Origin of the sequence: Streptomyces sp. NPDC050145 (assembly GCF_044460245.1) — a bacterium.
Lineage (GTDB): Bacteria > Actinomycetota > Actinomycetes > Streptomycetales > Streptomycetaceae > Streptomyces.
Map to the genome: position 1 here is coordinate 74,397 of NZ_JBITJS010000019.1, position 14,779 is coordinate 89,175.

The following is a 14,779-nucleotide window of genomic DNA, read 5'->3' on the forward strand; positions in this document are numbered from 1 at the left end:
CCGGTGTCCGGGGCACCGCCCGGCCCGGCGGTAGGTTCGCCGACATGGCAGCGAGCACGCACACGGTCACCAACCAGCCCCCACCGCTGACGGCGTACGACGTCTTCGGCACCGACCTGGCGCTGGTGGAGGGCGTGGACCGGCATCTGGACCCGGAACACGCGGACGCCGCGCGCCGGGAGCTGACCGCGCTGGGCCTCGCGGCGGGCAGCGCGCAGGTCCAGGAGTGGGGCCGGCTCGCGAACGAGCGTCCGCCGGTGCTGCGCACCCACGACCGCTACGGGCACCGGATCGACGAGGTGGAGTTCGCTCCGGCCTGGCACCGGCTGCTCGGCAAGGGCGTCGGCGCGGGGCTCACCTCCGCGTGGGGCCTGCCGGGCGGTCATCTGCGGCGCGCCGCCGCGTTCCTGGTGTGGTCGCAGGCGGAGGCGGGCCATCTGTGCCCGCTGTCGATGACGTACGCGGCGGTGCCCGCGCTGCGCGCCGCACCGGACCTGGCTGCGGTGTGGGAGCCGCGGCTCGCCTCGGCGGTCTACGAGTCCGGGCTGCGGCCCGCGGGGGACAAGGCGGGCGCGCTGCTCGGCATGGCCCTGACGGAGAAGCAGGGCGGCAGCGATCTGCGGGCGGTGACGACGCGGGCGGAGCCGGTGGGCGGCGAGGACGGGGCGTACCGGCTGACGGGGCACAAGTGGTTCTGCAGCGCGCCGATGTCGGACGGTTTCCTGGTGCTCGGGCAGGCGGCGGACGGGCTGACGTGTTTCCTGGTGCCGCGGGTCCTGGACGACGGCACCCGCAATCCGTTCGCGCTGCAACGCCTCAAGGACAAGCTGGGCAACCGCTCGAACGCGTCGGCCGAGGTGGAGTTCGACGGGACGTGGGCGCTGCGGGTCGGCGACGAGGGGCGGGGCCTCGCGACGGTCATGGAGACGGTGGCGGCGACCCGGCTGGACTGCGCGCTCGGCTCGGCGGCCCTCATGCGGCAGGCGGTGGCGCAGGCGATCCACCACTGCACGTACCGCACGGCGTTCGGCGCGCCCCTGGCCGAACAGCCGCTGATGCGCAACGTGCTGGCCGATCTGGCGCTGGAGTCGGAGGCGGCGACGACGCTGGTGCTGCGGCTCGCGGCGGCGCTGGACCGGGCGGAGGCGGGCGACGAGCGGGAGCGGGCGCTGCTGCGGATCGCGGTGCCCGCCGCCAAGTACTGGGTGACGAAGCGGTGCACACCGCTGGTGGCCGAGGCGCTCGAGTGCCTCGGCGGCAACGGGTACGTGGAGGAGTCGGGGCTGCCCCGGCTGCTGCGCGAGTCGCCGCTCAACTCGATCTGGGAGGGCTCGGGCAATGTGCAGGCCCTCGACGTGCTGCGGGCACTGCGGACCGGGCCGGGGGCCCTGGACGCGTTCCTGATCGAGCTCGGCCGGAGCCGGGGCGCCGACCACCGGCTCGACGCGGCGGTGCGGGGCCTGCTGACCGAACTCGGTGACCTGGACGGGGTGGAGGCGCGCTCGCGGCGGCTCGTCGAGCGGATCGCGCTGGTGCTGCAGGGTTCGCTGCTCGTGCGGTTCGCGCCGGACGAGGTGGCGGACGCGTTCTGCGCGGCGCGGCTCGGCGGGGACGGGGGCGCGGCGTTCGGGACGCTGCCGCACGGCGCGGATCTCGCCGGGATCGTGGAGCGGGCGCGGCCCGTGGAATGACCTGGAATGAACGGGAGTGCCCCGGCCGCGGGACACGGGTGGGGGCACGGGTGCGGGGATGGTGCTGCGCCGACACGGCACCATCCCCGTCCGTCCGTACCAGTTTCAAACGCCGTACGGTTGTTCGCCAGGGTTGCAGGGGGTTGCAACGTTCCTTCGGAAGTCGCCTCCCCGTACGGCGCGGCGGTGCACGATGGGCGTGCCTCCCCCCAATGGCCCGCACATCTCTCCGTACACGTAGGAATCAGGCATGGACCAGGAGTCGACGATCGACCTGACGCGGCTGTCCGCGATGGACGCGGCGCGCGCGGCGCGGATGCTCAAGGGGGTGCGGGACGCGACGCTGTCGGGGCACCGGCCCCGGGTCAGGCCGCGCCCGGTGATCCACGAGTCCTGGGGGCGGATGCTGCGCGGCGGCGTCGACCCGGACCACGATGTGCGGCGCGGGCTGCTCGGGGTCGACGAGGTGGAGGAGCGCCGGCAGGCCTCGCCGCTGCTGCCGGTGCTGCCCGTGCTGCGGGAGGCGCTGGTCACGGTCGCGGAGGCGGCGCAGCACATCATGGTGGTGAGCGACGCGGACGGCCGGATCCTGTGGCGCGAGGGGCATCCGACGGTGCTGCGCATGGGCGACCGGCTCGGTTTCGAGGTGGGCGCACACTGGGCCGAGGACGTCGTCGGGACGAACGGGGTGGGCACGCCGCTGGTCACCCGGCGCCCGGTGCAGGTGTTCTCCGCCGAGCACTTCGTGCGCTCGCACCATCCGTGGACGTGCACGGGCGCGCCGATGACCGACCCTCGGGACGGGCGGCTGCTCGGGGTGGTGGACGTGAGCGGCCCGCTGGAGACGATGCATCCGGGGACGCTGTCGTGGGTGCACGCGGTGGCGCAGCTCGCGGAGGCGCGGCTGCGGGAGCGGCATGTGAACGGTCTGGAGCGGCTGCGGGCGGTCGCGGCGCCGGTGCTCGCCCGGATCGGCGGCCGGGCGCTCGTGGTCGACGCGCACGGCTGGACGGCGGCGGTCACCGGGATGCCGCTGCCGGACCGGGTGGCGCTGCCCCGGGCGCCCGCCGAGGGGTCGTGCTGGATCCCCTCGCTCGGGCCGTGCACGCTGGCGCCGCTGGCGGGCGGCTGGCTGGTCCGGCCGCGGCGCTCGGACCAGCCGCGGACCGCGGTCCGGGTGGTGCTCGACGTGAGCCGGCCGCGCCACTGGTCGGTGCGGGTGTGGGGCGCGGCCGGGTCGTGGACGCACGAACTGAGCCCGCGGCACGCCGAGTTGCTGTATCTGCTCGCGCTGCGCCGGGAGGGGCGCACGGCGTCGGGCCTGGCCGAGGACCTGTTCGGCGATCCGGCCCGCACGGTGACCGTGCGGGCGGAGCTGTCCCGGGTCCGGCGCTATCTGGGCTGTCTGCTGGAGCACCGCCCGTACCGGTTCCCCGAGGACGCGGAGGTCGAGGTGGTGATGCCCGCCGACATCCGGGATCTGCTGCCGCACTCGACGGCGCCCGCGGTGGTCGCGGCCCGGGGCGGGTTCGACGGGTAGTACGCTCCGCGCCCATGCTTCGGTTCAGACTCAGGCCCAGGACGGAACGCAGGTACCGCACGCCGCTCGGCGCCCACCAGTTGTGGATGGTGTCGCTGAGCGCGCCGGTGAGCCGGGACCGGGACGCGTCCCGTACGACGCTGTACCCGTTCACGCGGATCGACGACGACAAGGCGCGGCGCTGGCTGGCCGAGCAGTGGGAGATCGCGACGCGTGAGGAGCTGCTCGGGCGGCTCGGCGGGCTCGCCCGCTCCGGGTACCGGGCGTCGGCCCGCGCGCGGTTCGGCGTGGAGCCGCTGGCCTGGGACATGGCCCTGTACACGGACATCACGCGGCGCGGCTTCGGCTGCGGTCTGCTGGACGAGTCCGACGCGTGGAACCTGCTGAAGAACGTGGTGCCGCAGCTCGCCCGGACCTACGACTCGTGGCAGGAGTACGGGGAGCACTATCTGCTCGGGCGGCGGATCTGGCGCGAGGACCTGAGCGGCCGGGGGTCGGCGACGGAGGCCCTGCCCGCGCCGCAGACCGTCGCGGACGCGCATCTGGCGGCCCTGCTCGATCCGGCCGACCGGAGGAGCCCGTGGAACCTCGTTCCGTGGGACGCCATCCGGCGGCCGGACCGGCCGGTGGGGCGGTGACTCAGCCGGCGTTCAGGGCGCCGATGGAGACGGGGCCCTGGGCGGCGACGGGGTTCCCGGCGTAGTCGCGGGGGCCCGCGTCGGGGTGCGGTGCTCCGGCGCCGATGACGGGCGAGCCGGCCGACGGGGTGTAGGCGGTGGCCGCGTCGGCGAGGCCGGTGGCGGTACCGGGCGCGGTGAGCCGCGGGTCGGCGCTGACGCCGCCCGGGTTGTCCGGGACGGAGCCGACGCCGTACAGCGCGTTGTGCGACAGGGTGACGCCGCCCGAGCGCAGGTTGAGGTTCGCGGTGCCGGCGCCCGCCTTCTGGACGACGTTGTCGACGAAGGCGATCTCGTGCCGGTTGGTGGTGTTCTCGTTGACGACGGTCTGGCTGACGCCGTCGCCGACGTAGATGGTGTTGTGCAGGAAGCGGACGTCGGAGAACGTGCCGCGGCAGGTCTCGATGCCGCGGAAGTGGTCGTTCTGGCTGACGTTGAAGCGGATGACGGCGTCGGAGAGGCTGCCGTCGGCGGTGCAGACGAGGAAGAAGCCGCCCGCGTTGTCGTGGCTGTAGTTGTACTGGAAGACGGTTCCGTTGGTGCCCTCGTCGACGTCGTACGCCATGCCGTCGCGGGTGGTCTCGCCGCCGGAGGTGTCGTTGTACTGGAAGACGGTGCCGTCCGCGTTGTACGGCCACATGCCCGCGTTGTAGCCGGCCGAGCGGCGCTGGAAGCCGCGCAGGGTGTTGTGCTCGACGAGGGCGCCGTCGGTGACGGTCATGACGATGCCGTCGCCGCCGAGGTCGGAGAGCGTGTTGCCGCGCACGACGACGCGGGTGGACGGGGTCCAGGCCGGGCCGCCGGGCTTGTAGTCGCTGATGCCGGGGCGCTGGCTCCAGGTGGAGGAGACGCGGATGCCGCCGCGGTCGATGTGGTCGAGGCGGTTGTTCTCGACGCGGACGTCGTCGAAGCGGCTGGGCACACGGGTGCCGGTGGCGGCGAAGAGGATGCCCTCGGAGCCGTTGGCGTCCTTGGTGTCGTCGCCGAGCACGTCGTGGATGGTGAGGTTGCTGATGCGGTAGTGGGTGCCGGTGCCGTAGTCGTCGAGGAGGACGCGGACGCCGCGGCGCTTGGTGCCGGGGTTCGCCGCGTTGGTGATGTCGAGGTCGGACAGTTCGATCCACTGGGTGTTGCGCAGCAGCACGGCGTCGACGGCGCCGTTGCCGTCGACGACGGGCTTGGCGGCGGCCGGGTCGCCGTAGGCGCCGATCCGTACGGGGGCTCCGGCGCGTCCGGCGCCGGCCGGCGCGAGCGTGCCGACGCACCGGGTGCCGCGCTTGAGCACCACGGAGTCGCCGGGCCGCAGCCGCTGCCCGTTCACGGCGGCCAGACTCCGCCAGGGCGTCTTCGCGGTGCCGGTCTCGGGCAGCCCGTCGGGGGCCTGGCAGTCGACATGGTGGACGCGGGGGTCGTCGTGCGGGGCGGCGCCGGCGGCGGGCGCGGTCCCCAGCACCGCCGCCACGCAGCCCGCGGCGGCGAGCACTGCGGTCGTGATCCGTCTCATGCGCCACAGGCTCCCGGCTGCGCCCGCCACTGGACATGGACAAACGCGCCCGACGCGTGGACATCCGAACCGACACCGGCCGCGGCGCCGACCGGCCGGGGAGCGCGGTCACCCCGATGCCCGGCCTCTTCGGGAAGCCGCCGCCCGGACACCCGGCCTGTGCCGGAGCCCGCCGGAACGCGGGACAACCTCCGGACCCTCACCCTCACCCCAGGGCCCGGCCCCTCAGAACGGCCGCCGCCCGGACACCCGGCCCGCGCCGGGGATGACCGGAGCCCTGGACAACCTCACGCCCCTCCCCCAAGCCCCGGGCCCGGCCGGGGTGGCCAGGAGGGGAGGCGGGCGCCGGCCCGCGGCGGGGCGCGTCGTCTCCGGGTCGGGCGGGCGGTCCGGGCGCCGGAAAGCGCCCGGGCTCACGCAGACGGGTCCGCCCCTTGGACAGGCGTCCAAGGGGCGGACCCGCACCGGAGTCGCCGGGGATCAGACGCCCGGGATGCCGCGGGCGGCGAACGCCGCGCGGACCGTCGACGCCGCCTTCGCGCCGTACATCTTCTCCGCCGTCGCGATCGTCGCCTCCGCGGCCGCGGCGAAGCTCGTGTCCGGGGCGAAGTCGAACTGCGCGTTCACGATGATCCGGTCGGCCGTACGGGCGCCCAGGGCGCCGCGGATGTCGAACAGGGCCCGCGACCAGATCTCCCCGTCCGCGTGCACCTCGCCGACCTTGTCCGCGTACGTCTTGTCGGTGTCGACGCGGCGCAGGCAGTGCGGGGCGGAGGAGGTGTACGAGGTGGAGTCCCAGTCGCCGACGCAGGCGAGGTCCGCCTTGCGCGGCCAGCCGTACTTGGCGTCGGCGTGGTCACCGACGGCGACGGCGAGGTAGTCGCCGAACGCCTCGCCGATCGAGCCGGCCTCCTCGGAGGTGCCGAAGCCGGGCACCTGGGCGTTGTGCACGGCGTGGCCGTACTCGTGGACGATCACCTCGGCGTCCTCGGCGTCGTCGACGCCGCCCTTGCCGAAGCGGATCTCGGCCTTCTTGTCGGTGAAGAAGGAGTTGTCCGCGCCCCACTGGTTGATACGGACGGGCTGGACGCGGTCGTTGGCGCCGCGCAGCTCGCTGCCGAAGCCGAGCGACTGCAGGTACTCCTGCGCCTCGTTGACCCAGAAGTAGGCCATGACCTGCTCGAACTGGTCGTCGTGCCGGGTGTACGTACCGGCGTCGGCGACCTTCGCGGAGGCGCCCGTGTCCGATCTGATGGCGGCCCATTTACCGGAGAGGCCGCCGCTTGCGTCGAGGTTCCGCAGGGCGGCGGAGGCGTAGGCGGCGTCCGGGATCGCGGACGCGGCGTCCTTGCCGTCGGTCAGGGTCTGGTCGCCGGAGGACTGGACGGGGTTGACCATGAAGACCCGGCCCTGCGGCGCCGCGGGCGCGGCGAGGGCGGGCGAGGCGAGCGTGGAGAGGGCCACGGTGAGGGTGGCCGCGGCGAGCAGACCGCGGGGTGTGCGGTGGGACATCGAACATCCTCCGAGTGGATGGGACGTGGGAGGTGACTTGCTGCGCGTCGCGGATCCTCCCGCATCCTGAACACCCTTGGCCAGAGTCTGTCCGACATGATCCGATGAGTGACATGAACAGCAGCACCACCACCGTCACCACCTGGTCGCTCGAACAGACCTCCCCGTCCGATCTGCGCCCCGCCGCCCCGCCCGCGGGGGACACCCTGCGGATCGTGCGCGCGGAGGTCCCCTCCTCCGAGTTCAGCCGCTACCTGTACGCGTCCGTGGGCGGCGACATCAAGTGGATCGACCGCCTCGGCTGGACGTACGCCCAGTGGGAGGAGCAGCTCGCGCGTCCCGGCACGGAGACCTGGGTCGCGTACGACCGGGGCACGCCGGCCGGGTACGTGGAGCTGGACGCGCAGGACGACGGCGCCGTGGAGATCGTGTACTTCGGCCTGATCCCCGCCTTCCGGGGCCGCCGGATCGGCGGACACCTGCTCTCGTACGGGATCGCGCGGGCCTGGGACCTGGCCGAGCGGTGGCCCGAGCGGACGCCGACGAAGCGGGTGTGGCTGCACACGTGCAGCCTCGACGGCGAGCACGCGATGGCGAACTACGAGAAGCGCGGCTTCCGGCTCTTCCGGACCGAGACGGCCGAGGAGCCGCAGGTCGTGACGCCCGGCCCCTGGCCCGGCGCCTTCCCGGCGGTCTGAGCCGCCCACCCCCGCGCCCAACCCTGAGCGCGATACGGGCACAAGGGGAGCTTTCGCCCGCCCGCGATGTGACCGGCGCCACCATCTTCCACAATGCGAGACATTCTCGTCCATATTTTGGACGATGGTGGACCGGGCCCAAAGTCCCATGACACGCTTCCGTCATGTCTACAGCTGGAACCGCCTTGGTGAGTCGACGCCACGTCGACTTCGGCCGCATGTCCAGCGCCATCTGTCCGGCGCGCTGACCGCACAGCACCGCCGCGTCTCCCGCTTCACCCGTCACCCCTGCGCACCGCCGCGCCTCAGCGCGAAGTGTGCTGCTCAGAGCCGCCCTCAGCCTTTCTTGAAGGACGTACACCCATGGCTGCCACCCCCGAAAAGCCCGCTACCGCCGCGCCGCGCCGCAAGGTGAGCCGTCACCGCGGCGAGGGCCAGTGGGCCGTGGGCCACCACACGCCGCTCAACGGCAACGAGCAGTTCAAGAAGGACGACGACGGTCTCAATGTGCGGACACGCATTGAGACGATCTACTCCAAGCGCGGTTTCGACTCGATCGACCCCAACGACCTGCGTGGACGCATGCGCTGGTGGGGCCTGTACACCCAGCGCAAGCCCGGCATCGACGGCGGCAAGACGGCCGTCCTGGAGCCGGAGGAGCTGGACGACCGCTACTTCATGCTGCGCGTGCGCGTGGACGGCGGCCGGCTCTCGGTGGCGCAGCTGCGCACCATCGGCGAGATCTCCGAGCAGTACGCGCGCGGCACCGCCGACATCACCGACCGGCAGAACATCCAGCTGCACTGGATCCGCATCGAGGACGTCCCCGCGATCTGGGAGAAGCTGGAGGCCGTGGGCCTGTCCACGACCGAGGCGTGCGGCGACTGCCCCCGCGTGATCATCGGCTCCCCGGTGGCCGGCATCGCCGCCGACGAGATCATCGACGGCACGCCCGCCGTGGACGAGATCCACGACCGCTACATCGGCAACAAGGAATTCTCCAACCTGCCGCGCAAGTTCAAGACCGCGATCTCCGGGTCCCCGGTCCAGGACGTGGTCCACGAGATCAACGACGTGGCCTTCGTCGGTGTCCAGCACCCCGAGCACGGGCCCGGCTTCGACGTGTGGGTCGGCGGCGGCCTGTCCACCAACCCCAAGCTCGCTCAGCGTCTGGGCACCTGGGTGCCGCTCGACGAGGTGGCGGACGTCTGGGCGGGTGTCGTCGGCATCTTCCGCGACTACGGCTACCGGCGGCTGCGCACCCGCGCCCGTCTGAAGTTCCTGATGGCCGACTGGGGCCCGGAGAAGTTCCGCCAGGTCCTGGAGGACGAGTACCTGGAGCGCAAGCTGGTCGACGGCCCGGCGCCCGCCGAGCCCTCGCAGAAGTGGCGCGACCACATCGGTGTCCACCAGCAGAAGGACGGCCGCTTCTACGTCGGGTTCGCCCCGCGCGTCGGCCGGGTGGACGGCACCACGCTCACCAAGATCGCCGAACTGGCCGGCGCGCACGGCTCGGACCGGCTGCGCACCACCGTCGAGCAGAAGATGATCATCCTCGATGTCGCCGAGGACCAGGTCGACTCGCTCGTCGCGGGTCTCGAGGCGCTGGACTTCCAGGTCAAGCCGTCGCCGTTCCGGCGCGGCACGATGGCCTGCACCGGCATCGAGTTCTGCAAGCTGGCCATCGTCGAGACCAAGGGCCGCGGCTCGCTGCTCATCGACGAGCTGGAGCGCCGCCTCCCGGACTTCGACGAGCCGCTCACCATCAACCTCAACGGCTGCCCGAACGCCTGCGCCCGCATCCAGGTCGCGGACATCGGCCTCAAGGGCCAGCTGGTCCTGGACGACCAGGGCGAGCAGGTCGAGGGCTACCAGGTGCACCTCGGCGGCGCGCTCGGCCTCGAGGCCGGCTTCGGCCGCAAGGTCCGCGGCCTGAAGGTCACCTCGGCCGAACTGCCGGACTACATCGAGCGGGTGCTCAAGAACTTCCAGGCGGAGCGCGAGGACGGCGAACGCTTCGCGACCTGGGCGGCCCGCGCGAGTGCGGAGGCCCTGTCGTGAGCGAGCGTGCCGCCCCCTTCTTCTGCCCGTACTGCGGCGACGAGGACCTTCGTCCGAACGAAGAGGGTCACGGCGCCTGGGAATGCGGCGCGTGCAACCGAGCCTTCCAGCTGAAGTTCCTCGGGCTGCTCGCCCAGGGACTCCGGCGCACCAATGGTGGAGGGGAACAGATATGACGACGGCTCACATCACCTCGGACACGGACGAGTTGAAGGCGCTCGCCGAGCAGGCCGGGCGCGACCTGGAGGACGCCTCCCCCCTGGAGATCCTCCGGTGGGCGACGGAGACCTTCGGCGCGCAGTTCTGCGTGACCTCATCCATGGAGGACGCGGTCGTCGCGCACCTCGCCTCGCGGGCGATGCCCGGCGTCGACGTCGTCTTCCTCGACACCGGCTACCACTTCGAGGAGACCATCGGCACCCGCGACGCCGTCGAGGCCGTGATGGACGTCAACGTCATCACGCTCACCCCGCGGCAGACGGTCGCCGAGCAGGACGCCGAGTTCGGCCCCAAGCTGCACGACCGCGACCCCGACCTGTGCTGCGCGATGCGCAAGGTGCAGCCCCTCCAGGAGGGCCTGGCCGGCTACACGGCGTGGGCCACGGGCCTGCGCCGCGACGAGTCGCCGACCCGGGCGAACACCCCGGTCGTCGGCTGGGACGAGAAGCGCCGCAAGGTGAAGGTCTCCCCCATCGCCCGCTGGACCCAGGACGACGTCGACGCGTACGTCACCGAGCACGGCGTGCTGACCAACCCGCTCCTCATGGACGGCTACGGCTCGGTCGGCTGCGCCCCGTGCACCCGCCGCCTCCTGGAGGGCGAGGACGCCCGCGCCGGACGCTGGGCGGGCCGGGCCAAGACCGAGTGCGGACTGCACGGCTGATGACGACGGCACCAGAGACTTTGGAGAAGCAAGTGACCGGAGCCACCATCTGGCTCACGGGTCTGCCGAGCGCCGGCAAGACCACGATCGCCAACGAGCTGGCCGCGACGCTGCGCGCCGAGGGCCGCACCGTCGAGGTGCTCGACGGCGACGAGATCCGTGAGTTCCTCTCGGCGGGCCTCGGCTTCAGCCGCGAGGACCGGCACACCAACGTGCAGCGCATCGGCTTCCTCGCCGAACTCCTCGCCCGTAACGGCGTGCTCGCGCTCGTCCCGGTCATCGCGCCGTACGCGGACAGCCGCGAGGCCGTCCGCACCCGCCACCAGGGCGCCGGCACCGCCTACCTGGAGGTGCACGTGGCCACACCGCTCGACGTGTGCTCCGTGCGCGACGTCAAGGGCCTGTACGCCAAGCAGGCCGCCGGTGAACTGAAGGGCCTCACCGGGGTCGACGACCCCTACGAGGTGCCCGAGTCGCCCGACCTGCGCATCGAGTCGCAGAACCAGACCGTGCAGGAGTCCGCGGCAGCGCTCCGCGCGCTGCTCACCGAGAGGGGTCTCGCCGCATGACGACCGTAGCTTCGAACGTCTCCGAGGAGACGGACAGCCCCTACGCGCTCAGCCACCTCGACGCGCTCGAGTCCGAGGCCGTGCACATCTTCCGCGAGGTCGCGGGCGAGTTCGAGCGGCCGGTGATCCTCTTCTCCGGCGGCAAGGACTCGATCGTCATGCTGCACCTGGCGCTGAAGGCGTTCGCCCCCGCGGCGATCCCCTTCTCGCTGCTGCACGTGGACACCGGGCACAACTTCCCCGAGGTCCTCGCCTACCGCGACCGCGCGGTGGCCGAGCACGGGCTGCGCCTCCACGTCGCCTCGGTGCAGGAGTACATCGACCGCGGCGCGCTCAAGGAGCGCCCGGACGGGCTGCGCAACCCGCTGCAGACGACGCCGCTCACCGAGCGGATCCAGTCGGAGAAGTTCGACGCGGTCTTCGGCGGCGGCCGCCGCGACGAGGAGAAGGCCCGCGCCAAGGAGCGGGTGTTCTCGCTGCGCGACGAGTTCTCCCAGTGGGACCCGCGCCGTCAGCGCCCCGAGCTGTGGCAGCTCTACAACGGCCGCCACGCGCCCGGCGAGCACGTCCGCGTCTTCCCGCTGTCCAACTGGACCGAGCTCGACGTGTGGCAGTACATCGCCCGCGAGAACATCGAACTCCCCGAGATCTACTACGCGCACGAGCGCCCGGTCTTCAAGCGCTCCGGCATGTGGCTGACCGCCGGTGAGTGGGGCGGTCCCAAGGAGAGCGAGCCGGTCGAGACCCGCCTGGTGCGCTACCGCACGGTCGGCGACATGTCCTGCACCGGCGCCGTCGACTCCGACGCGACGACGATCGAGAAGGTCATCACCGAGATCGCCGCGTCCCGGCTCACCGAGCGGGGCGCCACCCGCGCCGACGACAAGATGTCCGAGGCCGCGATGGAAGACCGCAAGCGCGAAGGGTACTTCTAGACATGAGCACCACCACCCCTGCCGAGGAGCTGGCCGGACTGTCGGCCACCACCCTGCTGCGCTTCGCGACCGCGGGCTCCGTCGACGACGGCAAGTCCACCCTGGTCGGCCGGCTGCTGCACGACTCCAAGTCGGTCCTCGCCGACCAGCTGGAGGCCGTCGAGCACGCGTCGCGTTCGCGCGGCGCCGCCGAGCCGGACCTCGCACTGCTCACCGACGGTCTGCGGGCCGAGCGCGAGCAGGGCATCACCATCGACGTCGCCTACCGCTACTTCGCGACCCCGCGCCGCCGCTTCATCCTGGCGGACACCCCGGGCCACGTGCAGTACACGCGGAACATGGTGACCGGCGCCTCCACCGCCGACCTCGCGGTCGTCCTCGTCGACGCGCGCAACGGCGTCATCGAGCAGACCCGCCGGCACGCCGCCGTGGCCGCGCTGCTGCGCGTCCCGCACGTGGTGCTCGCGGTCAACAAGATGGACCTCGTCGACTACGAGGAGTCCGTCTTCGCGAAGATCGCCGAGGACTTCACCGCGTACGCGTCCGACCTGGGCGTCCCGGAGATCACCGCGATCCCGATCTCGGCGCTCGCCGGCGACAACGTCGTGGAACCGTCCGCCAACATGGACTGGTACGGCGGCCCGACGGTCCTGGAGCACCTGGAGACGGTCCCGGTCAGCCACGACCTGGCGAGCTGCCACGCGCGCCTGCCCGTGCAGGTCGTCATCCGGCCGCAGACCGCCGAGCACCCCGACTACCGCGGCTACGCGGGCCAGATCGCCGCGGGCACCTTCCGCGTCGGCGAGTCCGTCACCGTGCTGCCCTCGGGCCGCACGTCGAAGATCGCCGGGATCGACCTGCTGGGCAAGCCGGTCGACGTGGCCTGGACCCCGCAGTCCGTCACCCTCCTCCTTGAGGACGACATCGACATCTCGCGCGGCGACCTGATCGTGCCGACCCACGACGCGCCCGCCACCTCGCAGGACGTCGAGGCGACCGTGTGCCACGTGGCGGACACGCCGCTGACCGTGGGCCAGCGCGTCCTGCTCAAGCACACCACCCGCACGGTCAAGGCGATCGTCAAGGAGATCCCGTCGCGGCTCACCCTCGACGACCTCTCCCAGCACCCGGAGCCCGGGCAGCTCGTCGCCAACGACATCGGCCGCGTCAAGGTCCGTATCGCCGAGCCGATCGCCCTCGACTCCTACGCGGCCTCGCGGCGCACGGGCTCGTTCCTGCTGATCGACCCCTCCGACGGCACCACGCTCGCGGCCGGCATGGCCGGTGAGGCGTTCGCCGCCGAGCCGGAGCCCGCGGCCGCGGCCGCGGACGACGAGGGCTGGGACTTCTGACCGCCATGGCCCTCATCGACTACTACGGGACGTTCGCCAAAGAGGGCGGCCGCGTCGGCAGCGGCGCCCTCGGCAGCGGACAGGGCGGGGTCGCGCGATGTGCGTGCTGACGTACGCGCACTGCCTGCGCGCCCTCACCCCCCGCACCCCGTACGCCCTTCGACGACATCGAAGACCTGCCGACCTCCCGGCCACACCCTGACCGTGTGACCGCCGGGCCAACGAGAGGAAACCCTCCCGTGCCTGCCAACTTCCCTTCCCCGAAGCGACGTTCGCTGCTCGCTCTGACCGTCCTGCCCCTGCTCGCGCTCACCGCGACGGCCTGCGGCTACGGCTCCGAGGCCGACAGCACCAAGGAGAACGTCGCCGCGAAGGGCAAGGCCCTCTCCGCCGACACCGTCAAGATCGGTTACTTCGGGAACCTGACCCACGGCACCGCGCTCGTCGGCCGCCAGCAGGGCCTCTTCCAGAAGGAACTGAAGGGGACACAGGCGAAGTACTCGACCTTCAACGCGGGCCCCGCCGAGATCGAGGCGCTGAACGCCGGCTCCATCGACATCGGCTGGATCGGCCCCTCCCCCGCCATCAACGGCTACACCAAGTCGCAGGGCAAGTCGCTGCGCATCATCGGCGGTTCGGCGTCCGGCGGCGTGAAGCTCGTCGTGAACCCGAAGAAGATCAAGTCGCTGAAGGACGTCAAGGGCAAGCGGATCGCCACGCCGCAGCTCGGCAACACCCAGGACGTCGCGTTCCTGAACTGGGTCGCCGAGCAGGGCTGGAAGGTCGACGCCAACTCCGGCAAGGGCGACGTGTCCGTGATCCGCACGGACAACAAGATCACCCCGGACGCCTTCAAGTCCGGCTCCATCGACGGCGCGTGGGTCCCCGAGCCGACCGCCTCCAAGCTGGTCGCCGAGGGCGGCAAGGCGATCCTCGACGAGGCCGACCTGTGGCCCGGCAAGAAGTTCGTGATCACGAACATCATCGTGTCGCAGAAGTTCCTGAAGGAGCACCCGGACGTCGTCGAGGCGGTGCTGCGCGGCTCCGTGAAGACCAACAAGTGGATCACCGCGAACCCGGACGAGGCGAAGGCGGCGGCCAACAAGCAGCTGGAGCAGGACTCCGGCAAGGCGCTGCCCGCCGAGGTCCTCGACCCGGCGTGGAAGTCCATCGCGTTCACGGACGACCCGCTGGCCGCGACGCTCGACTCCGAGGCGGCGCACGCCGTGAAGGCCGGCCTGCTGGAGAAGCCGGACCTGGCCGGGATCTACGACCTGAAGCCGCTCAACAAGGTCCTCGCGGCCGAGGGCGGCACGAAGGTCGACGACGCCGGTCTCGGCACCAAGTAGCCCACTGC

General features: G+C 72.1%; 13 protein-coding genes. 11 read left to right on the plus strand and 2 right to left on the minus strand.

From position 1 onward, the window contains the following. Positions 1-44: 44 nt before the first annotated feature. The 3 genes from ACIBTU_RS31860 (at position 45) to ACIBTU_RS31870 (ending at position 3,869) form a co-directional block, all read left to right on the plus strand. Positions 45-1,691 carry an acyl-CoA dehydrogenase family protein gene (locus ACIBTU_RS31860; protein WP_399130123.1) on the plus strand — a complete coding sequence of 549 codons (1,647 nt, stop codon included), beginning with the start codon at positions 45-47 and terminating at the stop codon, positions 1,689-1,691. Positions 1,692-1,941: 250 nt separating this feature from the next. Continuing rightward, on the plus strand, positions 1,942-3,231 hold the full coding sequence (locus ACIBTU_RS31865) for a GAF domain-containing protein (RefSeq protein WP_399130124.1): 1,290 nt from the start codon (positions 1,942-1,944) through the stop codon (positions 3,229-3,231). A gap of 14 nt (positions 3,232-3,245) precedes the next feature. After that, complete coding sequence (locus ACIBTU_RS31870; protein WP_399130125.1) at positions 3,246-3,869, plus strand: DUF1266 domain-containing protein; 624 nt, start codon at positions 3,246-3,248, stop codon at positions 3,867-3,869. 1 nt (position 3,870) lies between these two features. On the opposite strand, the gene ACIBTU_RS31875 is transcribed toward ACIBTU_RS31870, so the two are convergent. Next, the gene (locus ACIBTU_RS31875; protein WP_399130126.1) at positions 3,871-5,412 is read right to left on the minus strand and encodes a right-handed parallel beta-helix repeat-containing protein; all 1,542 of its coding nucleotides are present in this window, start codon (positions 5,410-5,412) and stop codon (positions 3,871-3,873) included. Between the two features lie 480 nt (positions 5,413-5,892). Continuing rightward, positions 5,893-6,924 (minus strand): M36 family metallopeptidase, encoded by a 1,032-nt coding sequence (locus tag ACIBTU_RS31880; RefSeq protein ID WP_399130127.1) that lies wholly within the window; start codon positions 6,922-6,924, stop codon positions 5,893-5,895. 113 nt (positions 6,925-7,037) lie between these two features. On the opposite strand from ACIBTU_RS31880, the gene ACIBTU_RS31885 reads away from it, so the two are divergent. The 8 genes from ACIBTU_RS31885 to ACIBTU_RS31920 all read left to right on the plus strand — a co-directional run bounded on the left by ACIBTU_RS31885 (position 7,038) and on the right by ACIBTU_RS31920 (position 14,771). Beyond that, positions 7,038-7,622 (plus strand): GNAT family N-acetyltransferase, encoded by a 585-nt coding sequence (locus ACIBTU_RS31885; protein WP_399130128.1) that lies wholly within the window; start codon positions 7,038-7,040, stop codon positions 7,620-7,622. A 363-nt stretch (positions 7,623-7,985) separates the two neighbouring features. Further along, positions 7,986-9,683, plus strand: a complete 1,698-nt coding sequence (locus ACIBTU_RS31890) for a nitrite/sulfite reductase (protein ID WP_399130129.1) — start codon at positions 7,986-7,988, stop codon at positions 9,681-9,683. Then, positions 9,680-9,859 carry a hypothetical protein gene (locus ACIBTU_RS31895; RefSeq protein ID WP_399130130.1) on the plus strand — a complete coding sequence of 60 codons (180 nt, stop codon included), beginning with the start codon at positions 9,680-9,682 and terminating at the stop codon, positions 9,857-9,859. The genes ACIBTU_RS31890 and ACIBTU_RS31895 overlap by 4 nt, the downstream gene beginning before the upstream one ends. Beyond that, positions 9,856-10,566, plus strand: a complete 711-nt coding sequence (locus ACIBTU_RS31900; protein ID WP_399130131.1) for a phosphoadenylyl-sulfate reductase — start codon at positions 9,856-9,858, stop codon at positions 10,564-10,566. Before ACIBTU_RS31895 ends, ACIBTU_RS31900 begins: the two co-directional genes overlap by 4 nt. Beyond that, positions 10,566-11,135 carry an adenylyl-sulfate kinase gene (gene cysC / locus ACIBTU_RS31905; protein ID WP_399130132.1) on the plus strand — a complete coding sequence of 190 codons (570 nt, stop codon included), beginning with the start codon at positions 10,566-10,568 and terminating at the stop codon, positions 11,133-11,135. Before ACIBTU_RS31900 ends, cysC begins: the two co-directional genes overlap by 1 nt. Then, positions 11,132-12,070, plus strand: a complete 939-nt coding sequence (gene cysD, locus ACIBTU_RS31910) for a sulfate adenylyltransferase subunit CysD (protein ID WP_399130133.1) — start codon at positions 11,132-11,134, stop codon at positions 12,068-12,070. The genes cysC and cysD overlap by 4 nt, the downstream gene beginning before the upstream one ends. 2 nt (positions 12,071-12,072) lie before the next feature. Then, positions 12,073-13,422 carry a sulfate adenylyltransferase subunit 1 gene (locus ACIBTU_RS31915; RefSeq protein WP_399130135.1) on the plus strand — a complete coding sequence of 450 codons (1,350 nt, stop codon included), beginning with the start codon at positions 12,073-12,075 and terminating at the stop codon, positions 13,420-13,422. Between the two features lie 239 nt (positions 13,423-13,661). Next, complete coding sequence (locus ACIBTU_RS31920) at positions 13,662-14,771, plus strand: aliphatic sulfonate ABC transporter substrate-binding protein (protein WP_399130136.1); 1,110 nt, start codon at positions 13,662-13,664, stop codon at positions 14,769-14,771. Positions 14,772-14,779 lie beyond the last annotated feature (8 nt).